The following is a 20,753-nucleotide window of genomic DNA, read 5'->3' on the forward strand; positions in this document are numbered from 1 at the left end:
CGCGCACCCGGCCCGACCCGGTTCAGCGCACCTCGACGCCCGCCTCGCGCAGGCCGGCCTTCACCTCGGCGATCGTCAGGGTCCCGAAGTGGAACACGCTGGCCGCCAGGAGGGCATCCGCACCGGCCTTGGCCGCCTCGACGAAGTGCTCGACGGTTCCGGCACCGCCGGAGGCGATGAGCGGGACGGCGACATGCGGTCGCACGTCGGCGAGCATCTCGAGGTCGAAGCCCCCCGTCGTGCCGTCGGCATCCATCGAGTTGAGCAGCACCTCACCGGCGCCGAGCTCGACCGCGCGTCGGGCCCACTCGACCGCGTCGATCCCGGTTCCGCGGCGTCCGCCGTGCGTGGTGACCTCGTAGCCCGATGCCGTCGGGGGCCCGTCCACGACGCGTCGCGCGTCGACGGACAGGACGAGGACCTGGCTGCCGAAGCGTTCGGCGATCTCGGCGACGAGCTCCGGCCTGGCGATGGCCGCGGTGTTCACCCCGACCTTGTCGGCACCGGCACGGAGCAGACGGTCCACGTCCTCGACGGCCCGCACACCCCCGCCGACCGTGAGCGGGACGAAGACCTCCGATGCGGTGCGCCGCACGACCTCGTAGGTGGTCTCGCGGTTCCCCGACGACGCCGAGACGTCCAGGAACGTCAGCTCGTCCGCGCCCTCTCCGTCGTACCGGCGGGCCAGGCCCACCGGATCGCCCGCATCGCGGAGGTCGGCGAAGTTCACGCCCTTGACCACCCGGCCGGCGTCCACGTCCAGGCACGGGATGACCCGTACGGCGACACCCATCTCAGCTCCCCTCCGGTCCGCCGGTCGCGGCAAGGATGTCGACGACGAACACGAGCGTCGTGTCCGCCAGCTCGTCGTCGTTCCCGCCGTAGCCCGAGCCGGGCGGCAGGACGAGCAGCACCTGCGAGCCGACCGTCTGCTCGACGAGCCCCTCGTCCCAGCCTGCCGGCACCGAGCCGACGCCGATCGGGAAGGCGGCCGGGAGCATGTCCTGCCCCCAGGTCGAGTCGAACACCGTTCCGTCGTCCCAGGTCGCACCCGTGTACTGGACGGTGATGATCTCACCCGGCTCGATCTGCGGGCCCTCGCCACGGATGAGCGGCTGGGCCGTGACCTCCAGGGGCGGCTCGGCATCGGTGCTGGTGATGGTCGGCGTGCCGTCGGCTGCGAGGGTGACGGTCGGCAGCCCGTCTCGCGGTTCCACGGCGGCCCCCTGCGCACGGGTGGGCAGGATGTCGAAGACCGTCACGGTCGGTGGCGCGTCGCCCTCGGCCGGCAGGACCTGCAGGACCCGGGCACCGACCTTCCGCCCGCTCAGCGTGTCGAAGATGTCCTGGCCGACCGCGTCGACCGTCAGCAGGTACGCGCGCGGTGCGTCCGAGTAGGTCTCACCGATCACGGAGCCGTCCTCGCCGGACTCCGACCAGTAGTGCACCAGCACGGCCTTGCCTTCGACGACCTCGTCCCCGGTTCCCTCGGCGAGCACCTCGATGCGGCGGTCGGAGACGTCGAGCGGTGAGGTGAAGGTGAGGGTCGGCTCGACCCCGAAGGCCCCGGTCACGGTCACGTTCGGGTCGAGGCGCGGCTCGACGGAGCAGCCGGTGGACAGGCCGAGCACCAGCACGAGCGCCACGACGGCGGTCAGCACGCCTCGCACAGGGCTCCTCCCCGCGGGCACAGGACTGCCCGATCGACCCGCGACAGTCTAGACGGACCCCAGATCCCCGACACCCGGGGCGCCGGGCTCACAAGGACTCGAGCAGGCGGTCCACGCGCTCGTCGATGCTGCGGAACGGGTCCTTGCACAGGACCGTGCGCTGGGCCTGGTCGTTGAGCTTGAGATGCACCCAGTCGACCGTGTAGTCACGGCGGGCGGCCTGGGCCCGCCGGACGAAGTCGCCACGCAGCTTCGCCCGGGTGGTCTGCGGCGGCACGGCCGTCGCCTCGAAGACCTCGATGTCGGAGACCACTCGCTCCACCAGCCCGCGATCGGCGAGGAGGTTGTAGAGCCCCTCGGTCCGGGAGATGTCGTGATAGGCGAGGTCGAGGCGGGTCACCCGAGGGTCCCCGAGCCCCACGCCGTGCTTGGCACGGTACCGCTCGATCAGGCGCAGCTTGATGACCCAGTCCAGCTCCCGCTCGACAGGCGTCAGGTCCCCGGAGCGCAGGGCGGCCAGTCCACGACCCCACAGGTCCAGCACGCGATCGATGACCGGAGTGCGCTCGAGCTCCTTGTCCGCGTGCGCGGTGACGCGCGCGAGGTACTCGTCCTGGATGTCGAGCGCGGTGGCCGTGCGACCGTTCGACAAGGTGACCGGTGCCTTCCCCGACAGGTCGTGGCTGATCTCGCGGATCGCCCGCATGGGGTTCTCCAGGCCGAGGTCGCGCATCGGCACGCCCGCCTCGATCAGCCGCAGCACGAGATCCGTGGCACCGACCTTGAGCATCGTCGTCGTCTCTGACATCGACGAGTCGCCGACGATGACGTGCAGCCGGCGGTACTGCTCGGCGTCGGCGTGCGGCTCGTCCCGCGTGTTGATGATCGGGCGCGAGCGCGTCGTGGCGCTGGAGACGGACTCCCAGATGTGGTCCGCACGCTGGGAGAGCGTGTAGACCGGGCCCTGAGGTGTGGGCAGCACCTTCCCGGCACCGGTGAGGACCTGCCGGGTGATGAGGAAGGGCACCAGGACGTCCGCGAGCCGACCGAAGTCGCCCTGCCGTCGCACCAGGTAGTTCTCGTGGCAGCCGTAGGAGTTGCCTGCGGAGTCGGTGTTGTTCTTGAACAGGTGGATCCTGCCGGGGACGCCCTCGAGCTCGAGCCGGGCCTGGGCATCCTCGACGAGGCCCTCGAGCACCCGCTCGCCGCCACGGTCGTGCGCGATGAGCTGCGGGATCGCGTCGCACTCGGCGGTCGCGTACTCCGGGTGGGAGCCGACGTCGAGGTACAGACGCGAGCCGTTCCCCAGGAAGACGTTGGAGCTGCGCCCCCAGGCCACGACCTTGCGGAACAGGTAGCGCGCGACCTCGTCGGCCGACAGGCCACGGCCGCTCTCGACGGCACAGGTGACCCCGTACTCGGTCTCGAGCCCGAAGATCCGACGGTCCACGGCTCAGTCCCCCGCCGTGCCGGCGGAGTCGAGCAGGGGCGCCAGCGCCGCGGCCGACAGGCGGTGGAAGGCGCGCCGCGGTCGCGACCTCTCCAGCACGGCGACCTCGAGCTGCTCAGGGGCGAGCACCTGGGACGATCCGTCGGAGCGGTCGCCCAGCACCCTGACCGCCAGCCGGACCGCGGCCGCGAGGTCGAGACCCGGCTCCCATGCCTCCTCGAGCAGACCGGTGATGTGCTCCGCCTGACCGCCCATCGTGACGTAGCCGTGCTCGTCGCTGACCGAGCCGTCGTAGGAGAGCCGGTAGATCTGGTCGTCCTGCGGGACCGTGCCGACCTCGGCGACCACGATCTCGACCTCGAGCGGCTTCGCCTCGGTGGTGAACACCGTCCCGAGCGTCTGGGCATAGGCGTTGGCCAGTCCCCGCGCGTTCACGTCGGAGCGGTCGTAGGAGTAGCCGCGCAGGTCCGCGTAGCGCACCCCCGCGACCCGCAGGTTCTCGAACTCGTTGTACTTGCCGACCGCCGCGAACCCGATCCGGTCGTAGATCTCGGAGATCTTGTGCAGTGCTCGCGAGGGGTTCTCGGTCGCGAAGGCGATACCGCCCTCGTAGGCGAGCACGACGACGGATCGACCTCGGGCGATCCCCTTGCGGGCGTAGTCGGCGCGGTCCTTCATGACCTGCTCGGGCGAGACGTAGAACGGCATGCTCACGGGTGGCGCCCTCCGGCCTGTCGACGGGACTCCTCGACCGCAGCGGCGACCTCGGCGAGCTCGGCCTGCGAGACCGCCTGGTAGCCCTCCGGCCCGACGACGGCGACCACGGGCCAGATCCGGCGCAGCGCGTCCGGGCCTCCGGTCGCGGAGTCGTCGTCCGCCGCGTCCACGAGGGCGGTGACCGCCGCCCGCACCGCCTGGTCGCGGTCCAGGCCCGGCTGCCAGAGCTTCTTGAGCGATCCGCGGGCGAAGACCGACCCGGAGCCGATCGCGTGGTGCTCGGTCTCCTCGTACCGACCCCCGGTCACGTCGTAGGAGAAGATCCGGCCCGTGCCGCGGGACTCGTCGTAGCCGCAGAACAGCGGGATGACGGCGAGGCCCTGCATGGCCAGCCCGAGACTGCCGCGCACCATCGTGGCCAGGCGGTTCGCCTTGCCGTCGAGCGAGAGCGGGGTGCCCTCGATCTTCTCGTAGTGCTCCAGCTCGAGCTGGAAGAGCCGGACGAGCTCGATCGCGAGGCCGGCGGTGCCGGCGATGCCGATCGCCGACGAGTCGTCCGCAGGGAAGACCTTCTCGATCTGGCGGCTGGCGATCATCGAGCCGGCCGTCGCGCGGCGGTCGCCCGCCATCACCACGCCACCGTCGAAGGTCAGCGCCACGATCGTCGTGGCGTGCGGGACGGGCACGTCGCCGAGCGGCGTGGCGAACGTCCCGGTGAGCCGGCTCGGGTCGTGCGCGGCGAGGAAGTCGACGAAGGACGAGGTCCCGGGTGTGGTGAAGGACCGCGGGAGGCGGCCGTGCGCGTCAGTCATCGGCGCTCACTGACCGCCCTTCTGCACGAACCCGCGCACGAAGGACTCCGCGTTGGTCTCCAGCACGTCGTCGATCTCGTCCAGGAGGGCGTCGACCTCCGCGTCGCGGGCCTGGGGCGCGGCCGCAGCGGGGGCAGGGGCGTCGTCCGGGGTGGGGTCCTCGTCCTGGCGGCGCTTGTACTCCTGTGCCATTGCTGACCTCCCGATCGTGCCGACGGCTGCCCGAGGGCGACCCTTGCTCACGATCCTAGGTGCGCGCGCACCTCGGTGTGCGCCGGGTTCAGCCGCCGGTCAGCCGGTCCACCAGCGTCGCGACGTCCCCGGAGGCGTCGAGCAGCGCCCCGACGTGCGCCTTGGTGCCGCGCCACGGGTCGAGCAGGGGGATCCGGCGCAGGGTGGGAAGGCTCGGCACGTCCAGCACGACCGCGTCCCAGCTCGCGGCGCGCACGTGGGGGGCGAACCGTCGGACCACGGTGCCGCGGAAGTACGCCCGCGTGTCCTCGGGTGGCGAGGTCACCGCGCGGTCCACCTCGGAGTCGTCCACCAGGCGCTCGACGGCGCCCGCGGCCTCGAGCCGGTGGTACAGGCCGCGTTCGGGCCGCACGTCGGACCACTGGATGTCCATCGCCGCGAGGCGCGGGTGGTCCCATGCCAGGTGGTCCCTGCTCCGCATGCCTTCGAGCACGCGCAGCTTGGCCACCCACTCGACCTCCCGGGCGCAGGAGCCAGGGTCGCGGCCGAGCCGGTCCAAAACGGACGCCCAGCGGTCGAGCACCGCTGAGGTCGCCTCGTCGGGCCCGCCCTCGGCGCCGACGGCCTCGCGCACCGCGGTGAGGCAGGCCTGCTGGATCTCCAGGGCGGTCAGGCGGCGACCGTCGGCGAGGTCGACCCTCGTGGTCAGCGAGGGGTCCCGGCTGATCTGGTGCACGGCCGCGACCGGGTCGGCCAGGGCGAGCGAGCCGAGGGCCGCGGGCACCGCCGGCCCGTGCCTCTCGAGCAGCCAGAGCAGCAGCGCCGTCGTGCCCACGCGCAGGTAGGTCGCGACCTCCAGCATCGTCGCGTCCCCGAGGATCAGGTGCAGGCGCCGCCACCGCGTGCGGTCGGCATGCGGTTCGTCGCGCGTGTTGACGATCGGCCGGCGCAGGGTCGTCTCGAGGCCGACCTCCGCCTCGATGTAGTCGGCCCGCTGGGAGAGCTGGAAGCCGGCGACGGACCCCGTCTGCCCGATGCCCACCCGCCCTGCTCCGGCGAAGACCTGGCGCGTGACGAGGAAGGGGGTGAGCCCCTCCACCAGGGTCGTGAACGGCAGGTCCCGGGAGACGAGGTAGTTCTCGTGCGTCCCGTAGGAGGCACCCTTGCCGTCGACGTTGTTCTTGTAGAGCACGACATCGGGCATGCCGGGGGTCGAGGCCAGGGCCCGGACCGCGGCGAGCATCACGCGTTCGCCCGCCTTGTCCCAGATCACCGCGTCACGCGGGTTGGTGACCTCCGGGGAGGAGTACTCGGGGTGGGCGTGGTCGACGTAGAGCCGCGCGCCGTTGGTGAGAATGCTCGTCGCGGCGTTGGGGTCCTCGCGCTCGGGCTGCGCCGGCCGAGGGACGGCCGTCATCCCGACGTCCGCCGTCAGCGCGCCGTCGCCCGCCAGGTCGGGGGTCGGTCCGGAGGGCGCCGGCGCGGAGGGGTCGTCGGTGAGCAGGGAGGGATGAGCCGAGGCCCGGTCGATCCGGAAGCCCCGAGCATCGGCGAGCGGGTCCTCGTCGCTGTAGTCCCAGTGACCCAGCCCCTCACCCTCGGCCACCGCTGCGTAGGCGGCCACGACGTGGCTCGAGAGCAGCATGGGGTTCGCGTACGCGCGCCCCGGCTCCAGGACGCCGTACTCGGTCTCGATCCCCATCACCCTGCGCACGCTCACCGGGCAAGGATAGGTGCGTCGGCCGGTGCGGGGAGATGCAGGGCGTGGCGCGCGGGAGGCGGCGAACCCCGCCGCGCGGAACGACCCCGGCTAGAGGTACTGCCCCGTCGGCTGGACGGACTCGATGGTGCGGCCGCTGCCGGGGCCGACCTTGCCCTGCACGATCGTCCTGATGAACACGATGCGCTCGCCCTTCTTGCCGGAGATCCGCGCCCAGTCGTCGGGGTTCGTCGTGTTGGGCAGGTCCTCGTTCTCCTTGAACTCGTCGACGCAGGCACCCAGGAGGTGCTCGACGCGGATACCGCGGTGCCCGGTGGCCAGCACCTCCTTGATCGCGGACTTCTTGGCACGGTCGACGACGTTCTGGATCATCGCTCCGGAGCTGAAGTCCTTGAAGAAGAGGGTCTCCTTGTCACCCGAGGCGTAGGTGACCTCGAGGAACTGGTTCTCGTCCGACTCGGCGTACATCCGCTCGACGGTGCGGCTGATCATCCCGTCGACGGTCGCGAGCCGGTCGCCGCCGTGCACGCTCAGGTCGTCCTCGTGCAGCGGGAGGTCGGCCGTCAGGTACTTGGCGAAGATGTCCTTGGCGGCCTCGGCGTCCGGGCGCTCGATCTTGATCTTCACGTCGAGACGGCCCGGCCGCAGGATCGCGGGGTCGATCATGTCCTCACGGTTGGACGCCCCGATGACGATGACGTTGTCGAGCCGCTCGACACCGTCGATCTCCGCGAGCAGCTGCGGGACGATCGTCGTCTCGACGTCCGAGGAGATGCCCGTGCCTCGGGTGCGGAACAACGACTCCATCTCGTCGAAGAAGACCACGACGGGCGAGCCCTGGGACGCCTTCTCCCTCGCCCGGGCGAAGATCAGCCGGATGTGGCGCTCGGTCTCCCCCACGTACTTGTTGAGCAGCTCCGGGCCCTTGATGTTGAGGAAGTAGCTCGTCCCCGGGGTGCCGTCCGGGGTCCGGCCCCTGGTCTCGGCGAGGGACCGCGCGACAGCCTTCGCGATGAGCGTCTTTCCGCAGCCGGGGGGCCCGTAGAGCAGGACACCCTTCGGCGCACGCAGCCCGTGCTCCCGGAACAGCTCCGGGTGCGCGAACGGCAGCTCGACGGCGTCGCGGATCTGCTCGATCTGCGAACCCAGCCCGCCGATGTCCTCGTAGGCGATGTCGGGGACCTCCTCCAGCACGAGCTCCTCGACCTCGGAGCGCGGGATGCGCTCGAAGACGAAGCCCGACCGGGTCTCGACGGTCAGCGCGTCGCCGACCCGGACAGGGGTCTCGAGCAGCGCGCCGGCGAGGCGTACCACTCGCTCGTCGTCGGAGCGTCCGACCACCAGAGCTCGCTCGCTGTCGAGCAGCTCCTTGACCGTGACGATCTCGCCGACCTGCTCGTAGGCGCCGATCTCCACGACCGCGAGACCCTCGTTGAGCTTGACCTCCTGGCCGGGCCGGACGGTCGAGAGGTCCACCGAGGGAGAGACCTGGACGTGCATCTTGCGGCCGGCGGAGACGACCTCAGCCGTACCGTCCTCTCGCGCGGCGAGGAAGGTCGCGAAGGTCGCCGGCGGCTTGCCGAGGTCGTCCAGGTGCTGCTGGAGCTCGACGATCGTGTCGCGTGCCTGACGCAGCGCCTCCGCGAGTCGCTCGTTCTTCTGCGCGAGGGCATCGGCACGTCGTGCGGCGTCGCCGGCGGCGGACGCGGATCGGTAGGCGCCATCGCCCGGAGGTGCGGAGTGGTCCGAGTTCTGACTCATGGTGCCTCCTGCTGCAGGTTCATCCCAGCGTAGGCGCCCGCTCCGACGACGGCGCGCGCGTCCGGCAGGTGAGTCCTAGTCCTCTGACCCGGCGACCTGTGACCCGGCCTCGCTATCCGGAGCCGGGACCTGCTCACCGGCGGGTACGGGGCCCGCGCCGAGGTCGCGACGCACGCGGCGCACCTTCTTGTCCGAGACGGCGCGCTCGCCGAGGTCCTCCGGGCTCCACTCGGCGTCGGGGGCGTAGCCCTTGGACGGCCGACGCCGACGCTCGGGGACGGCGACCCCCTGTGCCATGCGGCGCGTGATGAGCAGGAAACCCGTGTGCCCGATCATGCGGTGGTCCGGCCGGACCGCGAGGCCCTCCAGGTGCCAGGTGCGGACCATCGTCTCGAAGGCCTGCGGCTCGGTGAACCGACCGTCGTCACGCAGGTCCTCCGCGAGGCGGGAGAGCTGGGTGGTCGTCGCGACGTAGGCGACGAGGACACCACCAGGGGCGAGCGCTCCTGCGACGGCATCGACGTTCTCCCACGGCGCGAGCATGTCGAGCACGACCCGGTCGACCGAGCCGGCAGGCAGCGTGACGAGCACGTCGGCGAGGTCGCCGAGGCTCAGCTGCCACGCAGGGTGCCGGCCGCCGAAGAACCCCTCGACGTTCGCCCTGGCGATCGCGGCGAAGTCCTCCCTGCGCTCGATCGAGTGCAGGGAACCCGTGTCCCCCACGGCCCGGAGCAGGCTCAGGGTCAGCGCCCCCGAGCCGACCCCGGCCTCCACGACGCGCGCACCGGGATAGATGTCGGCCATCGCGACGATCTGCCCCGCGTCCTTCGGGTAGACGACGGCGGCCCCTCGGGGCATCGAGAGGGTGTAGTCCGAGAGCAGCGGCCGCAGGGCGAGGTAGTCGGTACCCCCGGTCGAGGTGACGACGCTTCCCTCGGGCGACCCGATCAGCTCGTCGTGCCGGAAGTACCCGCGGTGCGTGTGGAAGGTGGCTCCCGGGGCGAGCGTGATGGTGTGCAGCCGGCCGCGCGGATCGGTGAGCTGGACCCGCTCCCCCTCACGCAACGGCCCCCGGCGCAGGGCGGCCCCGGTCGCCTCGACGACGTCGTCCGGCGTGGGCGCTGCGACGGCGTCGGGCACGGCGGGCAGGGGGAGCTCTGGGCTGGTCACCGCAGGAGTCTAGGTCCCCGCGCGCATCGCCCTGGCGACGTCGGCGGCCCGCAGCAGGCCGACGACCCGACCGTTCGCCACGACCGCCATCACCGGGGTCGTCCGGGAGACCTCGGCGACCGCCGCCAGGGCGCTGTGGCCGGTCAACGCGACGTCCACCATCGCCCCCGGCGGGAGCGGCACGCCGACGGCAGCGAGGGTGACGGTCTGCCGGCGCTCGGGCGGGACGGCGGCGAGCGCCTCCGGGTCCACATAGCCGACCGGGGCGCCGTCGGCCGCCAGGAGGACGATCTGCGGGGCGGGGTCCCCCAGGCGATCGGCGGCCACGACGGGAGCAGTGACCGGGAGCGCGACGGCGGGAACGGCGAGCGCCCGGACGGCGAGCCCGTCCACCGCGCGATCGTTGCGGGCGGCCTGTCGGGACTGGCTGGCTCCCGACCAGAGGAACGCGGCGATGAGCGCGCCCCAGCCGACCTGCGTGAGACCCGGGGTGGTGCCCGAGAGGAGAGCGGGGAGCAGCACCCAGGCCACCACCGCGAGCGCCACCCCGTGCCCGGCCCAGGCCGCGACCGTCGTGCCGGTGGACCGGCGTCCGGTCGCGGTCCACACGATCGACTCGAGCACCCGGCCGCCGTCGAGCGGGAGCCCCGGAAGGAGGTTGAAGGCGCCGACGAACCCGTTGGTCACCGCGGCCGCGAGGAGGAGGGCCGACCCACCGCCGGGCACCTCGACCGCCTTCCACACCAGGTAGGCGCCCAGGCCGATGACGAGGTTCGCCGCCGGACCGGCGATCGCGACGAGGGCGGACGCTCCCGGCCGCGGGGCACGCTCGGCGAACTCGGTGTGACCGCCGAGCAGCGTGAGGACGATCTGACGCACCTGCATCCCGTGCCGCCGCGCGACGACGGCGTGCGCGAGCTCGTGCAGGAAGGTCGACGCGAAGAGCATCAGCACGACGGCGAGCGAGAGCAGGGCAGCGCCGCTGGTGCTGCGGTCACCGTCGGCGGCCGCGAGGACCCGGGCCGTGGGGTAGAACAGGACGGTCAGCAGCACGGCGGCCAGGAGCCAGCCCGGGGAGAGCACGACGGGCACACCCGCGGCACGCCCGACGACCCAGCCGCTTCCTGTCTTCGCCACGGGCACACCCTACGGTCCGTCGGCGGCCCGGCCGCGACGGCATCCGCGTCGGAGGCAGGCCGTAACCTGCCGGGGTGAGCAGCGACACGCCCCCGACCACACCTCTCGGCACGGCTCCCGATCCGGTCCCGGACCGCCGTCCCCGGCCGGGCCTGTCGCCCTCGCGCGCGAACGACTACCTCCAGTGCCCGCTCCTGTTCCGGTTCCGTGTGGTCGACCGGCTCCCCGAACCGCCCTCGGCCGCTGCCACCCGCGGCACGCTCGTGCACGCCGTGCTCGAGGGCCTGTTCGACCTCCCTGCCGGGTCGCGCACCCACGAGGCCGCCGTCGCCGCCCTCCCGGCCGCCTGGCAGGCGATGGTCGAGGAACGACCGGACCTCGTCGAGGTGCTCCCCGCGGGGGACGACCTGGACCCGTGGTTCGCTCCCGCGCGCGACCTGCTGGCCACGTACTTCACCCTCGAGGACCCGAACCGCCTGCAGCCGGCCGAGCGCGAGATGGTCGTCCGCCTGGACCTGGCGGAGGACCTCGAGCTCAGGGGCGTCGTGGACCGGCTGGACGTCGCGCCGGACGGCGCGCTGCGGGTGGTCGACTACAAGACGGGCAGGTCGCCGCGAGCAGGGTACGAGGGAAGCGCGCTGTTCCAGATGCGCTTCTACGCCCTGCTCCTCGCTCGGCTGCGCGGTCGGATGCCCGCGATGCTCCAGCTCATCTACCTGGGCGACGGCGTCGTCGTCCGGCACACGCCCGACGAGGCGGAGCTGGAGTCCACCGAGCGACGCGTCCGCGCCATCTGGGAGTCGGTGCAGACCTCAGCCCGGGAGGACAGCTGGAACCCGAAGCGAGGGCCGCTGTGCCCCTGGTGCGCGCACCAGTCGATCTGCCCGGCGTTCGGCGGCACGGCTCCCCCCTCGGACCCTGCACGGGTCGAGGTGGCCATCGGGGTCCGCCCGGCCGAGGGCGTCTGACCGAGCGGCGGTCGTCCCCGCGCCCGGTGCCACGGGCCGGCCGGCGCCCCTGCGCTCAGGGCAGCTCGAGCACCTCGCCAGCGCGGAGGCGCCGCAGCTCGTCCAGGCCGATCCCCACGAGGGTCGTCGCCCGGCTGAGCCCTGGCCGTTCCTCGACCGGGACGATGTGCTGCACGCCCAGCGTTCGCGCTCCCGAGGCCAGCGCCGCTGCGACCCCCGGCGGGGAGTCCTCGATCGCGACGCAGTCCCCCGCGTCGACACCGAGCAGCTCGGCCGCCCGCAGGTAGGCCTCGGGATGGGGCTTGCCCTGCTGCACGTTGTCCCCCGTGACGACGACGGCGAACGTGCCCTCGGGCGCATGGGAGAGCACGGCGTCGGCGAACCGCCGGTACGACATCGTCACCAACGCACAGGGAATGCCCGCCTCGCGCAGCGCGGCCAGCAGCTCGCGCACGCCGGGCTGCCAGTGGACAGAGGTGCGCACCCCGGCGATCACCTCGTCGAGCATCAGCTCGACGATCTCCTGCGCCGGCAGGTCGACCCCGTGCTCCTGGAGCACCGCCGCAGCGTCGAGCAGATCGAACCCCACGAGAGCCAGAGCGTCCTGGTGCGTCCAGGTCCCGCCATGACGAGCCACGAGCGCGTGCTCGGCTGCCATCCAGTGCGGCTCGGTGTCGACGAGCGTCCCGTCCATGTCCCACAGCACGGCGGACGGCAACGGAGGCGCCGACGGCGTGCCGGCGGGGGCGGACACGGCGGGGGGCACCACGCCAGTCTAGGTGCCCGTCCCGGGCCGCCTCCCGGCGAGCACCTACGCTGAAGTCATGAGTCACGCACTTCCCGGCGGATCCCACCTCGACGGCCCGGTCCTCCTGGCGGCCTTCGAGGGCTGGAACGACGCCGGTTCCGCCGCCAGCCTCGCTGTCGCCCACCTCACGGAGCTCTGGGCGACCGAGCAGATCGACGAGCTCGATCCGGAGGAGTACCACGACTTCCAGGTCAACCGCCCCCAGGTGACCATCGCCGCGGACGGCACCCGGGAGATCGCCTGGCCGGTCACCACGGTGAGCGTCGCGACCAGTGCGGACGAGCAGACGGTCGTCGTGGTCCAGGGCATCGAGCCGTCGATGCGGTGGCGCCGGTACGCCACCGAGATCCTCGACGCCGCCGAGCGCCTCGGGGTCCGCACCATCGTCACCATGGGTGCCCTGCTCGCCGATGTCCCGCACACCCGACCCATCCCGGTCACCGCGACGACGGACGACGTGGAGCTGCGGGAGCGCCTGGGGCTCGACGCCAACTCCTACGAGGGCCCGACGGGGATCGTCGGGGTGCTCCAGGAGGAGGCGCGCCGTCGAGGTTTCGTCACCATCTCCCTGTGGGCGGCCGTGCCGCACTACGTGGCGCACCCGCCGTCGCCCAAGGCCACGCTCGCGCTGCTCACGAAGCTCGAGGGGCTGTGGGGCGTGCCGATCCCGATGGGCGAGCTCCCGGAGGAGGCCGAGGCATGGAAGGCAGGGGTCGACGAGCTCGCCGGGGAGGACCCGGAGATCGCCGAGTACGTCGCCCAGCTCGAGGAGGCGAAGGACACCGCCGAGCTCCCCGAGGCGACGGGTGAGGCCATCGCCCGCGAGTTCGAGCGCTATCTGCGCCGTCGGGACGCCCCCGGCAGCTGAGGCCGGCGCCCGGCCGCGGTCAGAGCCGGATCCCGAGCAGCGCGTCGACGGAACGCGAGAGCACTCCCGGGGCCCCCTCCACGGTGCCGCCCAGGCTGAGCGAGGCGTCGGCCCAGGCGTCGACGGCGCGCAGCGCCGCCGGTGCGTCGAGGTCGTCCGCCAGCGCGCGGCGGATCTCCTCGACGGTGGGCAGCGCATCGGGCCCCCCGTTCCCGGACACCGCCGAGCGCCACCTGTCGAGCCGGGCGACCGCGGAGGCGAGGACCTCGTCGGTCCACTCCCAGTCCGATCGGTAGTGGTGGGCCAGGACGGCGAGCCGGACGGCCATCGGGTCGATGCCCCGCTCACGCAGACGGGAGACGAGCACCAGGTTGCCGAGCGACTTGCTCATCTTGGTGCCGTCGAGGGCCACCATCCCGGCATGGGCCTGGATGCGGGGGCCGTGGCCACCCAGGGCACGACAGTGCGCGGCACTCATCTCGTGGTGCGGGAAGCACAGGTCGCGGCCGCCTGCCTGCACGTCGAAGGAGAGCCCGAGGGAGCGCTCGGCGATCACGGTGCACTCGATGTGCCAGCCGGGCCGTCCCGTGCCGAGCGCTCCGCCGTCCCAGGACGGCTCTCCCGGGCGCTCACGGCGCCACAGCGCGGGGTCGAGCGGATCGCGCTTTCCCGCGCGCTGCGGGTCGCCGCCCCGTTCGGCGAACAGGGCGACGGTCTCGTCGTGGGTCAGCCCCTCGAGGGAGCCGGTCCCGGGGTCGATCGTCACGTCGGCGTACACGTCGCCGAGCTCGGGGTGGTCGCCTCCGGCACCGTCCTCGAGCGGGACACGGTAGGCCAGCCCGGCGTCCAGGAGCCGCTGGACCGTCGTGACCACGGTCGGGATCGTCTCGACCGCCCCGAGGTAGGTGTGCGGTGGAAGGACGGCCAGTGCCGTCATGTCCTCGGCGAACAGCGCCGTCTGCTCGGTGGCGAGACTGCGCCAGTCGGTGCCGGTGGCACTCGCCCGCTCGAGGAGCGGGTCGTCGACGTCCGTGACGTTCGAGGCGTAGTGGACCGTGAGTCCCGCGTCCAGCCAGGCGCGGTGCAGGAGGTCGAAGGCGATGTACGTGGAGGCGTGCCCCAGGTGCGTGGCGTCGTACGGGGTGATCCCGCACACGTACATCGTGGCGACCGGTCCCGCGGAGGCGAGCACCCGCCGGCCCGTGACGCTGTCGTGCAGGTGCACGGGAAAGCCGGTTCCGGGGATGGCGGGCAGGAACGGGGCGGGCCAGGTGAGCACCTCGGAAGCCTAACCGCGCGTGCCCGCCGCCAGGTGCACGAGCTCAGGCTCCGGTGCCCAGCGGGTGCAGCACCCCCGTGAGGAGCAGGACGACCACGACCACGGACAGGCCGAGTCGGTAGACGACGAAGGGCTGGTAGCTGCGTGTGGTGACCAGCTTGAGGAACCCGATGATCACGGCGTAGCCGACCCCGAACGCGATGACGGTCGCCAGGGCCGTCATCGCCAAGGACGGGGTCCCCTCCGTGCCCAGCAGGTCGAGGCTCGTCACCAGCTGTTGGACACCGGAGCCGAGCACGGCGGGGATGGCGAGCAGGAAGGAGTAGCGCGCCGCTGCCTCCCGCGTGTAGCCGAGCAGCAGCCCGACGGTGATCGTGCCGCCGGATCGGGAGACCCCGGGGATCAGCGCCATGGCCTGCGCGAAGCCGAGGAGGACGGCATCGCGCGGGCCGAGGTGCCCCAGGCTCTCCTTCTTGGCACCGATCCGGTCGGCCCAGCCCAGGATCAGGCCGAACACCGCGAGGGTCAGCGCGATGAGGTAGAGGTTGCGGAAGGAGCTGGTGATCACGCTCTCGAAGGCGAGTCCGAGCACGACGATCGGCACCGAACCCAACGCGATCCACCAGGCCATCCGCGCGTCCGGGTCGTGCGCGCCGAACCGCGAGCGGCGATCCGTGCCGTGCCGACCGACCAGGGCCTGCCACCACGCCACGCAGATCCGGACGATGTCCCGGCGGAAGTACAGCAGGACAGCGGTCTCGGTCCCGATCTGGGTGATCGCCGTGAAGGCTGCACCGGGGTCGGCGTTGCCGATCAGCTCTCCCACGATGCGCAGGTGTGCGCTGGAGGAGATCGGGAGGAACTCGGTGAGCCCCTGGACGAGACCGAGCACGACCGCTTCCCACCAGTTCATTCCGCGAACAGTAGCGCCATGAACCGGTGGGGCCTCCCGTGCCGACCGGTCCCACCGCTCGCTGCGTCGTGGAGCACCCGTCGGCCACGACCCGCGTGCGTCCACCGGCTCCGGCCCGCCGTGCCGTAGCGTGCACCGACATGGAGGAACGTCAGCTCGGGCGCACGGGAGTGCGTGTCTCGTCGATCGGTCTCGGGACCCTGACCTGGGCACGCGACACCGATGCCGAGACCGCCGCGACGCTGCTCTCGGACTTCGCATCCGCCGGCGGCACCCTGGTGGACACCGCGGCCTCCTATGCGGACGGGCAGGCGGAGGAGCTCATCGGGTCCCTGCTCGACACCGTGGTCCCTCGCGAGGACCTGGTGCTGTGCACCAAGGGCGGCCTGCGGCGCACCCCCCAGGGGCCGGTCGTCGACAGCTCGCGCCGCGCGCTGCTCTCCTCGATCGACGGGTCGCTCCGTCGGTTGGGGACCGATCACGTGGACCTGTTCCTCGTCCAGCAGCCGGATCACCGCACCTCCAACGAGGAGGTCGCCGCGACCCTGCAGCACATCGTCGACACCGGTCGCGCACGATACGTCGGGCTCTCGAACCACCCCGGGTGGCGAACCGCCCGGATCGGCACGATGCTCGGCCCGTTCGGTCTCGGCGCTGTCGAGGTCGAGTACTCGCTCGTGCACCGTGACGCGGAGGCCGAGGTGCTCCCGGCAGCCGCCGACCTCGGCGCCGGCGTCCTCGCCTGGTCCCCCCTGGGTCGCGGGGTCCTGACCGGGAAGTACCGCCGGACGGTTCCTGCCGACTCGCGCGCGGCGTCCGCGCACCTCGCCGGCTTCGTCGCGCCCTACCTCACCCGACCCGCAGGTGCCGTGGTCGAGGGGCTGGTCACCGCTGCTGCGGGCCTGGACCGGAGCCCGCTCGAGGTCGCGCTCGCCTGGCTCCTGTCCGCTCCGATCTCCTCGGCGATCGTCGGCGCGAGGACCCCGGCTCAGCTGGCTCCCGTGCTGGACCTCGACCCGGGCCTCCCGGACGAGATCAGGGCGGCCCTCGACGAGGTCAGCGCCCCGGTCCCCCGGTGAGCCGGACCACGCTCAGCGCTCGTCAGCGTCCGGCTCGGTCCCGTCCATGATCTCGTCGTCGAGGTCGTCCTCGTCCATCTCGTCGTCGTCCTCGTCGTCGTCCTCGTCGTCGTCGTCCGCGAGGTAGAACGGGAGCGTCTCGGCGTAGACCTTGACGAGCGCGTCGTCGTAGACCTCGAAGGCGTCGGCAAGGACGTCGTAGGCATCGTCGACCGCGGGGTCCGAGTCTCCGCGGCGCGACGCGACGGCGTGGAAGTGCGCCTCGAGGGAGGCGAGAAGTCGGTCGAGCGCGGCACGCGGATCTACGGTCATGGCACGACCGTAGCGCCGCGACGTGCACAATGGCAGTCGTCGAGCCGACTCGGAGGTGGCGCAGTGGACGGCGCGAGAACAGGGACGGCATCGCGTGCGGGAGCCCGCACCGGCGCCGCGCAGTACGAGTACCGCCAGGTCACCCTCGATCCGAGCACGAGCCGCGCGCAGGCGCGCACGCTGCTGACGGAAGAGGCCGAGTACGGGCGCTGGGAGCTCGCCAGGACGTTGCTCTATGCGGGGGGCAGACGACGGGTCTGGCTCCGTCGCAAGATCATCCGGGTGCGCTCCACCCTCTGAGACACCCTGCGCTCAGCAGGTCGCGAGGAGGCGGTCCAGGACCCGCGTGCCGAAGACGAGCGCATCGGTCGGCACCCGCTCGTCGACACCGTGGAACATCGCGGGGAAGTCCAGGTCCCCCTCCAGCCGCAGCGGGGCGAACCCGTACCCGCGGATGCCGAGCTGGGACAGCGCCTTGTTGTCCGTCCCGGCCGAGAGCATGTACGGAAGTACGACGGCGCCCGGGTCCTCCGCGAGGAGGGAGCCCACCATCGCGTCGACCAGGTGCCCCGAGAAGGGTGCCTCGAGGGCGACGTCGCCGACGATCTCCTCGATGCGCACGTGCGGACCCGCGAGCTCACCGAGGACGCGCCGCACCTCGGCCTCGTCGCCAGGCAGGAACCGCGTGTCGAGGACGGCCTCCGCCCGACCGGGGATCACGTTGGCCTTGTAGCCGGCGGAGAGCTGGGACGGGTTCGCCGTGTTGCGCACGGTCGCGCCGACGAAGCGCGCGGCCGGCCCGAGCGCGAGGATGAGCCGGTCGATCCCTGACTCGTCCTCAGGGTCGAAGGGCAGCCCGGTGAGGTCCGCGACGCCCTGCAGCAGGGCGTGCACCGTGGGCGTGAGCCGCAGGGGCCAGGGGTGCGCGCCGATCCGCGCGACAGCACCTGCCAGGTGGGTCACGGCGTTGTCGTGGTTGATCTGCGAACCGTGCCCGGCCCGCCCCTCGGCGACCAGGCGCAGCCAGCCGAGACCCTTCTCTGCCGTCTGCAGCAGGTACGCCCGCCGACCACCGCTGCCGTCGGGCCCCGCCCCGACCTGGACGGAGTAGCCGCCGACCTCGCTGATCGCCTCGGTGGCGCCCTCGAAGAGCTCCGGCCGGGTCGTGACCGCGTGGTGCGAGCCGTACCTGCCGCCGGCCTCCTCGTCGGCGAACATGGCGAGCACGACATCGCGCGCCGGTCGACGTCCCTCCCGCGCCATCTGCCGCACGACGGCGAGGATCATCGCGTCCATGTCCTTCATGTCGACGGCGCCGCGTCCCCACAGCAGGCCGTCGCGCTCCTCCCCGGCGAAGGGGTCCACGCTCCAGTCCTCTGCTGCGGCGGGGACGACGTCGGTGTGCCCGTGCAGCACGAGCGCGTCCCGGCCGGGGTCCGCCCCCGGCAGCCGCACGACGACGTTGGCGCGCCCGGGCGAGGACTCGAACAGCTCGGGGTCGAGCCCGACCTCCTGCAACGACGCCATGACGTACTCCGCGGCCTCCCGCTCCCCCGGGCCCTCGTTGTCGCCGTAGTTCGAGGTGTCGATCCGCAGGAGGTCCTGGCAGATCCGGACGACCTCGTCCTGGGCGGTCGGGGTGGCGGCAGCAGGGGGCGCGGCGGCGTCGAGGGGCATGAGCGTCACGCTACCGTCCGGCCCGGTGCCGCTCGTGCCCGGTGCCGGACGGCGACGCTCCCCGGTGCCGCGCCCGCCCGTCGGACCTCTCAAGCGGCGGGTGCAGGGGTGAGGCCGCGCCTCGTCAGGAGCGGCTCGATGCGGGGGTCACGACCCCGCAGGTCCCGGTAGAAGTCCATGACGTCGCCCGAGCCGCCACGAGAGAGCAACGCTGCCCGGAACCTGTCACCGGTGGCCCGGCTGAGGCCGCCGTTCTCCCGGAACCACTCGACCGTGTCGGCGTCGAGCACCTCGGACCAGAGGTACGCGTAGTACGCCGCGTCGTAGCCGCCTCCGAAGACATGGTTGAAGTACGTGGAGCGGTACCGCGGCGGGACGACGTCGACCTGGACCTGGGCGGCCCGAAGGGCTGCGGTCTCGAACGCCTCCACTGCCTCGACCTCGGTGGGCACCTGGTCGGGGGTCAACCGGTGCCACGCCTGGTCGAGGAGGGCGGCCGCCAGGTACTCGGTCGTGGCGAAGCCCTCGTTGAACTGCCGCGAGGCGAGCAGCGCCTCGATCCATGCGGGAGGAATCGGCTCCCCCGTCCCGTGGTGCACCGCGTAGTGGGCGAGGATGCTCGGCTCCCACGCCCACATCTCGTTGACCTGGGAAGGGAACTCGACGGCGTCACGAGGGACCTCTGTTCCCGACTGGGACGGCAGGCGCACGTCGGAGAGCAGTCCGTGCAGGGCGTGGCCGAACTCGTGGAAGAGCGTGATGACCTCGTCCCAGGTGAGCAGGGTCGGCTCGCCGGCAGGAGGGCGAGGGATGTTGAGGTTGTTGACCACGACGGGCTTCTCGTCCAGCAGCCGGCTCTGGTCGACGAGGGTGTTCATCCATGCGCCCCCGCGCTTGGACTCCCGGGTCCACCAGTCGGCGAGGAACAGACCCATCCCGCTCCCGTCGGCATCGTGCACCTCGAAGACGCGGACGCTCGGGTGGTAGCCGACCAGGTCCGGACGCTCGGTGAAGCTCAGCCCGTAGAGCTCGTTCGCCGCGCGGAAGACCCCCTCCTGCACGACACGCTCGAGCTCGAGGTAGGGACGCAGCCGAGCGTCGTCGAGGGCGTAGCGGTCCTGGCGGACCTTCTCGGCGTAGAACTGCCAGTCGGAGCTCTCCAGGCTCGCGCCCGGCTCGTCGGCCTGCAGGGCTCGTTCGAGCTCGGCGGCCTCCTCCCGGGCGTTCGCGGCCGCTGCGGGCCCGAGCGGGCCGAGCATCGCGGCGACGGCGGCAGAGGTCGCGGCCGTCCCGTCCTCCGCGACGTAGGCGGCATGGTGCTCGTAGCCCAGCAGGCCGGCACGCTCCGCGCGCAGCCGGGCGAGCTCGAGCAGCGTCTCGCGCGTGTCGTGCGGGCCGCTGCCGCCCCGGACGGTGGCCGCGGCCATCAGTCGGCGGCGCAGGTCCCGGTCGGTGAGGTTCGCCAGGACGGGCTGCTGGGTGGGAAGGATGAGCTCGAGGAGCCAGCCCGTGGCGTGCCCTCGGTCGGCTGCGGCCTGGCGGGCTGCGGCGATCGCATCGGCCGAGAGCCCGTCGAGCCGGGCCTCGTCCTCGACGAGCACCGCCCTGGCGTTCTGGTCGGCGAGCAGCTCGCGACCGAACGCCGTCTCGAGGGTGCTGATCCTCGCGTTCAGCTCGCGCAACCGCACCTGGGTGGGCTCGTCGGCAGCGGCACCCGCCCGCACGAGATCGCGACGCAGCGTCCGCAGCAGGTAGGCGGAGTCCGCCGGGAGGTCGATCTCCCCGGCCTCGACGCGGGCCGCGAGCGCCTCGAGCCGGTCGTACAGGCGACGGTCGAGGTAGATCGCGTCGTGGTGCTCGGAGAGCCGCGGCGCGATCTGCTCCTCGAGCGCGTCGAGCTCCGGGCTGCTGTCCGAGCCCGACTGGTTGAAGAACACCGCGGAGACGCGCCCGAGCAGGGCGCCGGACCGTTCGAGCGCGAGCAGGGTGTTGTCCTCGGTGGGCTCGCCGGCGGCGAGGATCGCCTCGACCTCCGCCCGCTGCTCGGCCATCCCCGCCTCGAAGGCCGGCAGATAGTGCTCGACCCTGATCGCCGCGAAGTCGGGCAGGCGGTACGGGAGGGTCGAGGGCGCGGCGAAGGGGTTCGAGGAGTCGAGAGGCATGCCGACATCCAAGCAGGCCCGGACCGCTGGATCCTGCCCGACACGGCCCGGCGGGCGC

The 20,753-nt window shown here is 72.4% G+C and carries 20 protein-coding genes; 4 read left to right on the plus strand and 16 right to left on the minus strand.

What is annotated here, in order from left to right:
- Positions 1-22 precede the first annotated feature (22 nt).
- The 10 genes from hisF to ABWK99_RS00435 form a co-directional block, all read right to left on the minus strand.
- On the minus strand, positions 23-793 hold the full coding sequence (gene hisF / locus ABWK99_RS00390; RefSeq protein ID WP_372592706.1) for an imidazole glycerol phosphate synthase subunit HisF: 771 nt from the start codon (positions 791-793) through the stop codon (positions 23-25).
- A gap of 1 nt (position 794) precedes the next feature.
- The gene (locus tag ABWK99_RS00395) at positions 795-1,670 is read right to left on the minus strand and encodes an FKBP-type peptidyl-prolyl cis-trans isomerase (RefSeq protein WP_372592707.1); all 876 of its coding nucleotides are present in this window, start codon (positions 1,668-1,670) and stop codon (positions 795-797) included.
- An 88-nt stretch (positions 1,671-1,758) separates the two neighbouring features.
- A complete protein-coding gene (gene pafA, locus ABWK99_RS00400) occupies positions 1,759-3,120 on the minus strand; it encodes a Pup--protein ligase (protein ID WP_372592708.1) in 1,362 nt (453 codons plus the stop codon).
- A gap of 3 nt (positions 3,121-3,123) precedes the next feature.
- Positions 3,124-3,834, minus strand: coding sequence for a proteasome subunit alpha (prcA, locus tag ABWK99_RS00405; protein ID WP_372592709.1), 711 nt, complete (start codon positions 3,832-3,834; stop codon positions 3,124-3,126).
- Entirely contained in the window at positions 3,831-4,649 is an 819-nt protein-coding gene (gene prcB / locus ABWK99_RS00410) for a proteasome subunit beta (protein WP_372592710.1), read from the minus strand. The genes prcA and prcB overlap by 4 nt, the downstream gene beginning before the upstream one ends.
- A gap of 6 nt (positions 4,650-4,655) precedes the next feature.
- Positions 4,656-4,841: a ubiquitin-like protein Pup gene (locus ABWK99_RS00415; protein ID WP_372592711.1), complete on the minus strand. Its 186-nt coding sequence runs from the start codon at positions 4,839-4,841 to the stop codon at positions 4,656-4,658.
- Between the two features lie 88 nt (positions 4,842-4,929).
- Entirely contained in the window at positions 4,930-6,561 is a 1,632-nt protein-coding gene (dop, locus tag ABWK99_RS00420; protein ID WP_372592712.1) for a depupylase/deamidase Dop, read from the minus strand.
- Between the two features lie 90 nt (positions 6,562-6,651).
- On the minus strand, positions 6,652-8,322 hold the full coding sequence (gene arc / locus ABWK99_RS00425) for a proteasome ATPase (protein ID WP_372592713.1): 1,671 nt from the start codon (positions 8,320-8,322) through the stop codon (positions 6,652-6,654).
- A gap of 75 nt (positions 8,323-8,397) precedes the next feature.
- The gene (locus ABWK99_RS00430; RefSeq protein WP_372592736.1) at positions 8,398-9,462 is read right to left on the minus strand and encodes a tRNA (adenine-N1)-methyltransferase; all 1,065 of its coding nucleotides are present in this window, start codon (positions 9,460-9,462) and stop codon (positions 8,398-8,400) included.
- Positions 9,463-9,501: 39 nt separating this feature from the next.
- Positions 9,502-10,629, minus strand: a complete 1,128-nt coding sequence (locus ABWK99_RS00435) for a site-2 protease family protein (RefSeq protein ID WP_372592714.1) — start codon at positions 10,627-10,629, stop codon at positions 9,502-9,504.
- Between the two features lie 74 nt (positions 10,630-10,703).
- On the opposite strand from ABWK99_RS00435, the gene ABWK99_RS00440 reads away from it, so the two are divergent.
- Positions 10,704-11,597, plus strand: coding sequence for a RecB family exonuclease (locus ABWK99_RS00440; protein WP_372592715.1), 894 nt, complete (start codon positions 10,704-10,706; stop codon positions 11,595-11,597).
- Between the two features lie 55 nt (positions 11,598-11,652).
- Here the strand turns inward: ABWK99_RS00440 and ABWK99_RS00445 are convergent, their stop codons facing one another.
- Positions 11,653-12,363 carry an HAD family hydrolase gene (locus tag ABWK99_RS00445; protein WP_372592716.1) on the minus strand — a complete coding sequence of 237 codons (711 nt, stop codon included), beginning with the start codon at positions 12,361-12,363 and terminating at the stop codon, positions 11,653-11,655.
- Between the two features lie 58 nt (positions 12,364-12,421).
- On the opposite strand from ABWK99_RS00445, the gene ABWK99_RS00450 reads away from it, so the two are divergent.
- Positions 12,422-13,273, plus strand: a complete 852-nt coding sequence (locus ABWK99_RS00450; RefSeq protein WP_372592717.1) for a PAC2 family protein — start codon at positions 12,422-12,424, stop codon at positions 13,271-13,273.
- Between the two features lie 19 nt (positions 13,274-13,292).
- On the opposite strand, the gene mshC is transcribed toward ABWK99_RS00450, so the two are convergent.
- Both mshC and ABWK99_RS00460 read right to left on the minus strand, forming a co-directional pair.
- A complete protein-coding gene (gene mshC, locus ABWK99_RS00455) occupies positions 13,293-14,552 on the minus strand; it encodes a cysteine--1-D-myo-inosityl 2-amino-2-deoxy-alpha-D-glucopyranoside ligase (RefSeq protein ID WP_372592718.1) in 1,260 nt (419 codons plus the stop codon).
- A 43-nt stretch (positions 14,553-14,595) separates the two neighbouring features.
- The gene (locus tag ABWK99_RS00460) at positions 14,596-15,465 is read right to left on the minus strand and encodes an undecaprenyl-diphosphate phosphatase (protein WP_372592719.1); all 870 of its coding nucleotides are present in this window, start codon (positions 15,463-15,465) and stop codon (positions 14,596-14,598) included.
- Positions 15,466-15,605: 140 nt separating this feature from the next.
- Between ABWK99_RS00460 and ABWK99_RS00465 the strand changes: the two genes are divergently transcribed.
- Positions 15,606-16,544: an aldo/keto reductase gene (locus ABWK99_RS00465; protein ID WP_372592720.1), complete on the plus strand. Its 939-nt coding sequence runs from the start codon at positions 15,606-15,608 to the stop codon at positions 16,542-16,544.
- 12 nt (positions 16,545-16,556) lie between these two features.
- Here the strand turns inward: ABWK99_RS00465 and ABWK99_RS00470 are convergent, their stop codons facing one another.
- Complete coding sequence (locus ABWK99_RS00470; protein WP_372592721.1) at positions 16,557-16,856, minus strand: primosomal protein; 300 nt, start codon at positions 16,854-16,856, stop codon at positions 16,557-16,559.
- 63 nt (positions 16,857-16,919) lie between these two features.
- On the opposite strand from ABWK99_RS00470, the gene ABWK99_RS00475 reads away from it, so the two are divergent.
- Positions 16,920-17,156, plus strand: coding sequence for a DUF5703 family protein (locus ABWK99_RS00475; RefSeq protein WP_372592722.1), 237 nt, complete (start codon positions 16,920-16,922; stop codon positions 17,154-17,156).
- 12 nt (positions 17,157-17,168) lie between these two features.
- Here ABWK99_RS00475 and ABWK99_RS00480 read toward each other — a convergent pair whose 3' ends face one another.
- Together ABWK99_RS00480 and ABWK99_RS00485 are read right to left on the minus strand one after the other, a co-directional pair.
- Positions 17,169-18,533, minus strand: a complete 1,365-nt coding sequence (locus ABWK99_RS00480; RefSeq protein ID WP_372592723.1) for a M20/M25/M40 family metallo-hydrolase — start codon at positions 18,531-18,533, stop codon at positions 17,169-17,171.
- Positions 18,534-18,622: 89 nt separating this feature from the next.
- Positions 18,623-20,695 (minus strand): M3 family metallopeptidase, encoded by a 2,073-nt coding sequence (locus tag ABWK99_RS00485; protein ID WP_372592724.1) that lies wholly within the window; start codon positions 20,693-20,695, stop codon positions 18,623-18,625.
- Between the last annotated feature and the right edge of the window lie 58 nt (positions 20,696-20,753).

Source organism: Actinotalea sp., assembly GCF_041597215.1.
In the GTDB taxonomy this organism is placed as follows: domain Bacteria; phylum Actinomycetota; class Actinomycetes; order Actinomycetales; family Cellulomonadaceae; genus Actinotalea.